7 protein-coding genes are annotated in these 9,352 nt (G+C 55.4%); 1 reads left to right on the top strand and 6 read right to left on the bottom strand.

What is annotated here, in order from left to right:
- Positions 1-704 (top strand): hypothetical protein (locus P9L99_18555; protein MDP8225370.1); only part of this gene is annotated, 704 nt, incomplete at its 5' end.
- A 450-nt stretch (positions 705-1,154) separates the two neighbouring features.
- Here P9L99_18555 and P9L99_18550 read toward each other — a convergent pair.
- The 6 genes from P9L99_18550 to P9L99_18525 all read right to left on the bottom strand — a co-directional run bounded on the left by P9L99_18550 (position 1,155) and on the right by P9L99_18525 (position 9,090).
- On the bottom strand, positions 1,155-2,087 hold the full coding sequence (locus tag P9L99_18550; protein ID MDP8225369.1) for a hypothetical protein: 933 nt from the start codon (positions 2,085-2,087) through the stop codon (positions 1,155-1,157).
- Between the two features lie 47 nt (positions 2,088-2,134).
- Entirely contained in the window at positions 2,135-4,807 is a 2,673-nt protein-coding gene (locus P9L99_18545; GenBank protein MDP8225368.1) for a hypothetical protein, read from the bottom strand.
- 405 nt (positions 4,808-5,212) lie between these two features.
- Positions 5,213-5,680 (bottom strand): hypothetical protein, encoded by a 468-nt coding sequence (locus P9L99_18540; protein MDP8225367.1) that lies wholly within the window; start codon positions 5,678-5,680, stop codon positions 5,213-5,215.
- A 49-nt stretch (positions 5,681-5,729) separates the two neighbouring features.
- Entirely contained in the window at positions 5,730-6,359 is a 630-nt protein-coding gene (locus P9L99_18535) for a DUF1566 domain-containing protein (GenBank protein ID MDP8225366.1), read from the bottom strand.
- Positions 6,360-6,404: 45 nt separating this feature from the next.
- Positions 6,405-8,129, bottom strand: coding sequence for an acyl-CoA dehydrogenase (locus tag P9L99_18530; GenBank protein ID MDP8225365.1), 1,725 nt, complete (start codon positions 8,127-8,129; stop codon positions 6,405-6,407).
- Positions 8,130-8,241: 112 nt separating this feature from the next.
- Positions 8,242-9,090: a hypothetical protein gene (locus P9L99_18525; protein ID MDP8225364.1), complete on the bottom strand. Its 849-nt coding sequence runs from the start codon at positions 9,088-9,090 to the stop codon at positions 8,242-8,244.
- Positions 9,091-9,352: the final 262 nt, after the last annotated feature.

The raw sequence follows: 9,352 nt of genomic DNA, 5'->3' as shown, positions 1-9,352 counted from the left end.
TGCATGCTCTTCAATTGAAGGGGATCGACGGGAATTATGGCGACCAGCGCAAGACGATCATCGTCAGCTTTGGTGCGGTAAGTAGGGGGGCTATTTACGCACTCAAAGCTCGTGGGTTCAAAGACATAACGGTCTGCATTCAACGTCCCGACCACGAGGTCCGAGAGGAAGTGCTGGATTGTCACTATGTTCGCCTGCGCAAGGGCAAGCAGGGTGAACCACGACTCCTCGTCGTGGAACACGACGGGACGGAAAGACCTTTTATCGACCTGCTTGGTGAAGCCGACATCATCGTGAATGGGATCTTTCAGGATCCGGATGAGCCGCTCATGTACGTTACCGCGGAGGATGTTGCGCGCCTTAAGAGGCATTGCCTCATCGTCGATGTTAGCTGCGACGAGGGAATGGGATTCTCATTTGCCAAACCGACCACTTTTGATGCTCCGATGTTCAAAGTCGGCACGGTGGACTACTACGCAGTAGATCATACACCCAGCTATCTCTGGGAAAGCGCGTCCCGGTCGGTCTCTGCTGCACTGATTGTCCACATACCGTCGGTGGTGTCAGGACGCGAGGGCTGGCTTGAAAACGAGACGATTCGACGCGCCATGGTGATCGACGAGGGCGTTATCCTGAAGAAGAATGTCCTCTCGTTCCAGAACCGCAATGCGCGGTATCCGCACGAGCCTCTCACGGTCGAGTAGCTTGCCAAGGGTCGAGATGGGGGAGGGGGTAGTGTCCCCACAGGATTAGGCGACTTTTGGGGTGAGCAAATTCCGGGGACGCCATACTCAATTTTTTCTGCGATTGGCGAAGGCGCGATGAATCGCGCCCTCGCACCACGTCACCGCCCCACCACCTGTCATTTCGACTGAAGCGCCGCAGGGCGCGCAATGGAAAAAGCCCTTTCCGTCGGCGCCTTCGTGGGCGTGGCCCAAATGTAAAAGCGATTCACAAATCGCCCGCCGCCGTTGTGCTGAACATGCCCTACGCCCTATCCCCTATACCCTGAACGTCGCACCTCCCTCCGCTTCGGGGGGCTTGAGGGGGGGGGGAAGAACCGTGTGGCTGCGACCCTCAAAGAAGGCGAGAAAAAGAGATTCGATCGACTTCTAGTTTTCTTGGACGAGGTGCCCTAATTTCATTCGTTACCTTCAGATCCCAACGAACGGGGCCATTATTTCGTGAAAGGACTTTGCACCTTCTCGCAAAGCTGCTTCTGATTGGGCTACGTCATCGATGGTAGGTAGTCCCTGGAGGACTATCTGAGCTTCAAAACCGATTCGGTGGCCGGCGCGGTTTAATCCCTCGTTCAGTTGCGCCAATATGCATTCGCGAAATTGAATGCAAAAGCGCTCAAACCGAAGCCGTCTCGCCAGTTGATAGTGCTCCGTCATGCTGTCATCAAACAAGCCGCGCGCGTTCCAACCGAGCTTCTTGGTTATCTGGGCAATCGCGGATTTCTCCAACTTCACGGCTTCCTGAAAATCATAGCCGTTTGGAGTGTCGCCGTGAATGGAGCTGGCCTTTGGGTGCGGCATTTCAAAAAGACGCGCCTCAGCGAGCTCTTTCATGAAAAGGCCGACGTTGTCGCCCAAAGGAGGCGGTGCGACAAAACGGAGGATATTCGCCGCCGGAATGGCGATTTCCCTGGGCAAGTTAGATTCGGCCGCGAGTTTCACCGGAATGCGCTGAACAAAGGCCTTCGAGCCCCTCCTCAAGCTGCCCGGCGCAATTGGAACGATCTCGAATGCGGTTGGTTTGTCCGCCCCGAGTTTAGATAGGTACGCCAACTCATAAAAACTCTCGCCGAACGACAGGATAGTCTCCACGCAGTTGCCGAAAAAGTTCCGCAGAGCGGAATCCAAATCACCGTACCATTCGTTGTGGCGAAGGGATTCCGCGACCATCCGTTCAACTCCTCGGCTTTCGGGCACCAAGTCGATTCGTTTTTTTTCTCGTGATTCAGGTGGGTAAACATCAAGGGTAACATCTTCAACAAACATATGCGGATAAAGTTGCGTGCTTAGATTGAATGGTCGTGCAAAATCAGGGTCATCAGAAAAGTGGGAGGGATAGAAAAACACGGACTTTCTCGAACTCTGAGCATCATTGTTTGTTCGGCTTGAGGAGTTCATTGCTCCCCCGGCGGCGTCGGCGACGCCGACTCTCGTTTCAGAGAATTTAAAAGGTTTTCGACTCTGTGCGGCTGTTTGATCCCTGCAGCTTCATTTCGTTCAGCAAGGTACCAAGCAGCGAAGATATCGGAAAAATCATAAGAGAAGCTGTTGCCGTCCATTAACGTACGGATAAGTGGGCTAGGGTGCTTTTTCTCACACTCGTCGCTGCGTTGGAAGGGAACATCCCAGCCTAACAGACCTCGCCGACGCATTTCTTGTTCAAAACCTATCTTCCAAGAGGTTCGAGTCATACTGCGAGAAGAAAGCGCCATGTTTAAGCGCCCCCGGAAGCTGATAAGGCTAAAAAAGAACGGAATTGCGTCTTTGGCGTTCGAGGAATGCTGGAAGTAGTCGTTCCACGTGTTCTCCACGACGCTCCAGGTCTCGCGGTTTTCGAGCTCACCCCAAACCACTGCCAAGCCGGACAACGCCATCAAGTCCACAAGATGGTCTGTCGTTAGGGCCAAGTGAGGACGGTTCGTCAGTCCGCGGTCCTTCAGCTTCTTGCGAAGCCGGTCATGTTCATTCAATCCCAAAACGAAGAGCTTGGGAAACAACCTTTTCAGGAGGTTGTCGTCGCCATTGGAGATTGCAACGTAGGTCTCGTTGGCTAATCGTGCGTAGGCGAACCCAGCGTAGTCTGGGAGGTAATCGGGGAGGTCAAGGCTCGATAAATCGATTGCTATTTCCGCGAGGATTTCAACAAGAAACTGTTGCAGCGAGGCCTGTCTTTGTTTCAATTTATCCCAATCAACTACCGGCCAGGGGATATCGGTTACTCGCCGCAATCTCTCCATTTTTGCCAGGGCATCCCCGATTGCCTCCGCATGCACTTCAAACTTCTGGCACGCCTCAAGACCGCGTTGTATGTGATGGCCAGCCAAAAGATATTTTTGTTCTTCAACCAGAATTTGCACAGAGTCTCTGAAGTTTCGGTCGAATTCGTCAATCAAAGCCTCGAGCCCGTTTCGGACATACTGAGCGTGCCCAAGGGCTGCAATCTGGGCAAGGTACCAGGGCGGGGACTGAGTATGACCTTCCACGTCAAGCTCAAACCCAAGTCTCTTCTCGAGAAACTCAAGTTGTTCGACAACACTACGTGGCACATTCCGTGAGTAGACGGAGCGTTGATCGTCCCAAGAGATCGCCGCAATGGTCGTTTCAATATCCTCTGGTTGGTACGACGTGACGCTTCTCGAAAACCCCAACAACACTGAAATCGCGGCCAGGCCCTGTGCATCAATCATTGCGACAACAGGGCTCCATTCCTCGTAGCTTTTGAAATCTTTGACTGTTTTCCCCCGCATCCAATCGAGTACCGGTGTCCGGACGTCACGCACTACCTGTAAGGCGTCGGAAACACAATAGTTGGCCGCCATTTCGTTGAGCGTATTGCAGATCCCTTCGAGGATGCTCACGACCTCAGCGCATTTATTGTTGTTTAGCAAAGATGAAACGGATTCAACGAGAATAGCCGTGGCCGCGTCTTCGAACCACGATAGATCCGTCACCATTTTTGGTTGCAGGAAGGTGCCGGTCTTGAGCGCGATTTCTACAGCGGATGTGTTGGCGACGCTCCAGTCAGGATGCTGCGGAATCCTCAGAAACCAGTAACTCTCGCTCGGAATCCTGGCCTTTTGTTGAGAATACAGCTCAAGGAGCGCGAGAGCTGCCATCGATGGCTTGGATGTGATCTCCGCTCCTTGCGTCGGGATCTTGGTGGTCGCAAAAGTGACTACGTCGCGAAACTGCTGAAGGCCAAGAGCTGCCTGTTTGCGAAAGTGATTTTGAAAAGATGGATCAAAGCGGAATTGGCCTTCTGATGCAGCGCGAAGCCATTGGTAAATGGGGCGCGGCAGTTCTTCCGCGAGACTTGAAGGGTCGAAGAGATAAAAAACCCGCTGCCAAACAACAAGAAAACCAAATACCGTGAAGACGGACAGTGTGACTACAAAGGAGAGACTCACGAACCCTGGTTGGACACCGAAGAATTGTAGCGCAATGAACAGCAAGGAAACAGCGGCGAGAACGGCGACCCAGAAAATATAGACATTTCCTACCTTTTCCCTAAGAACAATCTGTCGGACGCTCTTTGGAACATCCGCATAGACGGTGCCGATCAGCACTCCGAGCGCGGCAAAGTATAGACCGAGAATCAATCCGGATACCTGGGCGACAGTGGTGACAACCAAATCAAACAGGCGTCCGTCAGGCTCAAGAACGATTTTGACGAGGAAATCTGGCGCGATTCCTTGAATCCAATGTGGCGAAGAGACGAGACGTTCGATGACGTGGTCGATTGTCAGTAACGCGCCCACGAGAACGACAGCGACTGAGGACTTCAGAATCAAAGAGCCAATTAAGGACCGTAATATTCTCAGTTTCGTTCGCCGTCCAGCAAACTGGTGGTCAATTTGGAAGCCCCATTTCTTGACCGTGAAACGAATTCGATTGTAACGCGCCTTCGCGCCCCAATGGTGATGACCCGTGAAGTTCGCAAAGCGACTCAATAGAGGATGATGCCATCGCTGGCGCAGTCGATCGAGAAATGATAGGCGCGGAGGCTCGAGAATGGGGCGATCACCGAGCGTTTCACCCGATTCGGGAGTTACATCCGTCGGAATCACGGCATCTCCATTCCCCTGTTGACTCCACTATTGGTTTCAAAGGGACGTCAGTCTGACCTCAACGTGGGTCATCTTGCAGTGGCTGCCCGCAGATAGTTGCCAACAGCCCGATGATGTTGACCAAGGGATCAAAGAAAATATTACATTAGCATGCCGCGGCGATCAACTTGCAACGCGAGAAAGTGCAAATTCCGGGGACAGGGGAAGGGGGTCCGGGGACAGTATATAGAAATTCATTGACCTTCCCGAAACCCGGAGACAAAAAACATCCCCACAATCATTGACCCGCCCTTTAGCCCACCAAGGCGATCGAGTGCAACGGCGGCTTGATTGCGGGTGTCGGGTTCTTCTGGCGGCGATAACGATACGGGTTTTGGCGGGCCGCCGCAAACAAAAGCCCGCGACCTACGGGCTTGCCGACCAACCCGGCGAAGACGGGCTCAGCACGCGTTGCAGCGGCGCGGCCGTCACCCAAATTTCCTTTTCGCCGAGTTGCGCGTGCAGGTATTCCTTGAAATCGGCCGCCGGTTTCAGCCACTCCTGATTGCGGGCGGGCAGATCAACAAAGAGAATCTCAATGTGATCGCGGGCCACCGCGCCGGTGTCTGCATTCAGCCAGGCGCCCTCGAACGTGGTGGGGTCACCGGGGCTTTTTGGGAACGTGGTTTTTGTGAAGCCGTCGGGGAAGCGCCGGGCGAACTCGGCGACCACGCCCTCGAGTTTGGCAAAGGTTGCCGCCTTGACCGGAATGAAAAACACAACGCGCACGCGCGGTTCGAGGCGCGCCTCGGTGGAAGGTTCGGCGACGGCGAGCGCCACCAGGCATGCAGCCAGCAGCACCCCGCAAAGTAGAGCCGGGACAAATCGTTTCATGGGATCACCTCACGCAAAATGGCGAGGCGATTGTAGCAAAGCCCGCGTGTTAGTTCAGGTCCCGCACCGCCAGGGCGCGAATGCGGTCTTCGGCTTCCCGGTGCATGATCGTCAGGTCGCCCTTGCTGAAGCCGACGGTCCAGGACATCTCGTCCCACCATGAGGCGACGTCGGCGACCCACACGTGGGAGCAACTCAGGTAGAAGGGCTCGGCGATGTGCACCGGAATGTAGCAACCGCTTTCGATGGTGCGGGATTCGTCGTAGAGCGCGGCCAATTCCCATTTGGTCGGCAGGCGCCAATCGTTTTTGCCGTCGAAGTGGAGATTCTGCGCCCAGGTTTGGGCGACGTAGTGGTTGATGTCTTCACCGTTATCGCATTGGGTCCATTCGAGGTCGCCGCGGATGACGGTGCCGCATTCGACGGGTGTTGAATCGTCGTTATCGTCATCGTCGGTTGTGTCATTATCATTGTCGTCGTCACTGAATGTGTCGTCATCATCATCGTCGGCGACCGAATTTGTGTCGTTATCGTCATCAATTGGTGTCGTATGGGTGTCGTCGTCCCCGGTTTCGCTGTTGTCATCATCGTCGTCACCGCAGGCGAAGGGCGGCAGTAGCAGGACAAGCACCACGAACAAAGCAACTCGACCGAGGCGGTTCGAGATTGGCGGCTTCATTTTCTACATCCATTCCGACGCGGCGAACAAACGCGCCGCGCCCGCCTAATCAGTCATCGTGTAGGCGTCCTTGAGCGGATACACCCAATTGTTCCACATGCGGCCGTAGCGGTCGGCATCGACCACCGGTTTGCGGATCATTTTCATGCAATAAGCCATTTGAGCTTCGGTGCTGCTCGGCTTGTTGTGCACTTGCAGGGCGAACTCCGAAAAGTCTCGCACCAGGAAGTCGAAGATCTGGTCGACGTGGTCGTCGTCGAGGCCGTGGATTTTCGCGTTCTCCAGAATGAGGTGCCCGTAGACCACCAGGGTGAACAGTTCGCCGATGGCCAGCAGGAAATCGATGTCCATCTTTTGCGCATCGGTGGGCCCGGCGGCGAAGAGGGACTCTTTGAAGATTTCGATTTGCTCTTTGAAAACGCGCAGGTTGGGCGTGTCGTAAAGCACGTAGGCTTTTTGGTAATCGCCGAACTGAATTTTCCCCAGACCCTTCGCCGGCCCTTGGTCGAAAAGGAAATCGTCGCTGGTGGTTTGGTCCTGCGTGTCCAGCGGCGGGAAATCTTGCGGGTTGAACAGGTAGTTGGGCATAAACTTCAGGATGAGCGCGACGTTGACGTGCACCGTGCCTTCGAGTTTGGGCAGGGCGCGGATGTCGCGCGCGGCCATTTCGAAGTAGGTGTCTTTTTCGAAGCCCTTGGCGGCGATGACGTCCCAAAGCAGGTCGATCACATCTTCACCCTGCGTGGTGACCTTCATTTTTACCGCCGGGTTGAACAGCATGTAGCGACGATCTTCGGGCGAGGCGACGCGCATGTAGTCGGCGGTGCGCAAGGCGAAAAGCTTCATCGCCACGAGGCGCGAGTAGGCGTCGACGAAGGCTTGTTTGACGTGCGGGAAATCGGTCACCCACATCCCGTAGAGGTTGCGGTTCGCGGCGTGATGAACGGCCTCGTAGAGCGCGTGGGTGCAGATGCCGATGGACGCCCAGCCCAGGTTGTATTTGCCGATGTTGACGGTGTTGAGCGCGCAATCCCAGGCGAAGGGGCCGCGAGCCAGGATGTCCTCTTCGGTGATCGGGTAGTCGTTGAGGGCATACTCGGACACGAAATTCTGACTATTGACCACGTTTTGCACGCAGTCGTAGTTCTCGTGGTCGTAATAGGCGGCGAAGAAAACGTATTCCGAATCTTTCTTGATCGTGCCGTCGGGCTCGGCGATGCGGCCGAAGGTCGAGACCATGGCGGCTTCGTTGCCGTTGCCGATGTAGTACTTACGGCCGCTGGCCAGGAAGGTTCCGTCCGGCTGGGGCACGAGTTTCATCTCGGTGGAATAGATATCGGCGCCGTGGTCTTTTTCCGACAGGCCGAAGGCGAAGATGGCGCCCTCGTCGATGAGTTTGGCGGCTTTCTTCTTCAGCGCTTCGTTTTTCGTCATCCAGATCGGGCCGAGGCCCAGGATCGAGACCTGCCAGGTGTACCAGTAAGGCAAACCGTAGAACCCGAGAATTTCGTTGAATTCACAAATGCGGTAGGTATCCCAGCGTTTATCAGGGTCGCCGTCGGCGTAGTCGGCCGGCGTCAGCAGGGTGGCGAAGAGTTTCTCGTCCCGTTGAAAATCGAGGAAATCGCGATACCACACACGCTGGTGATCGTCTTGCTTGATTTTGGCCAGGCCCTTGCGCTCGAAGAAATCGATGGTTTTAAGCATGATTTCGCGCGACTTTTCATCCGGATACGCGCGGGTGTGTTTCTTGGGGTTAAGCAGAATCATGGTCGTCCCTATCCCTTCCAAACGGCTAATTGATTGGTCATTTCACGGTTAACGCCGGACCGCACTTTAGCATGAATTCCTTCGTCGATGAAACTCCGGCCACGCGGCGGACTCAGCAACCACAGGCTCCTTGGTCATCGTCATCGTCGTCGTCGCTCGCTCTGTCGTTGTCGTCGTCATCCACCCCGTCGCTATCGTCGTCCACGCCGGCGCTGTCGTCGTCGTCGGTCGTGTCATCGTCGTCGATTGTGTCGTCGTCGGCCGTATCGTCGTCGGCGGTGTCATCGTCGGTGACGTCGTCGTCGAAATATGGTTCTTCGTCTTCCAGATCGCAGAAGCCCGGCGGCATGATATCGGCCGTCCACGTGGACTCGCCGACCCATTCCCAGCTTTCGTAATCATCTTCGTCGACGTCGGGCCAGCATTCCTCGCATTCCAGGAAGGTGAAGGAGCCCGTGAACTGCGAGATAACGCCCTTCTCATCGACTTGCGATGCCGCGCCCTCCACGAACGTGGCGAAATACGTCATCCCGCTGGTGTTGGCGGTCATGAACCAGATGTCGTGGCCGTTGTGGCGGCCGGGGCCGCGTTCCAGCAGGTCTTGCACCATGTCGGGCCACAACAACTTGACCGACATGATGCCGGAGCCGTCTTGGGGCGTCAGTGTCGTTTGGATGTCGTCCCAGAACGTCCCGGTGAAACCCTGCCAATTGCTGCGATAGCACCGGCCCAGCGAGTGGCCGTGCATCGGCGTTTCCGGATCGCAGGCGTCGCCGAGGGCGTCGGTATCCTCATTGGCCTGCAAGGGATTGTACTGCTCCGGGCAGTTGTCTTCCTCATCGGCGATGTCATCCCAATCCATGTCGTTGCAGACCTGCGCGCCGATGAACAGCGCCGATAGTGCCGCGAGTAACAGGAAACTGGTGAGTCGGTATGGACGTTTGTGGTTATCGCGTTTCATATCTCCATCCCCCTCTTCTGCAATATCGAGCCGGCCTGTCGGCAGATTTGCCCCGCCGGGTCTTCAAAAGAAAACGATGCGTACATCTCGCGTGGAAAGGTAGGTCGTTTTTTTCTCCCCGGCGACCAATTATACGTTCTTTCTCGATGATTGGAAAATGCCCAAATGCGCAAGGCGAAGGGGAATTGGCTGGTTCGCGATCCGGTGATTCGCGCCTGTACAACGCGCGGCGAATCGTCTATCTTTTCACACCGGGGACGGT

The sequence above is a fragment of the Candidatus Lernaella stagnicola genome (genome assembly GCA_030765525.1).
Classification (GTDB): Bacteria; Lernaellota; Lernaellaia; order Lernaellales; family Lernaellaceae; genus Lernaella; species Lernaella stagnicola.
Note: the sequence above shows the minus strand (reverse complement) of the source record. Positions and strands in the feature narration are given on the sequence as shown.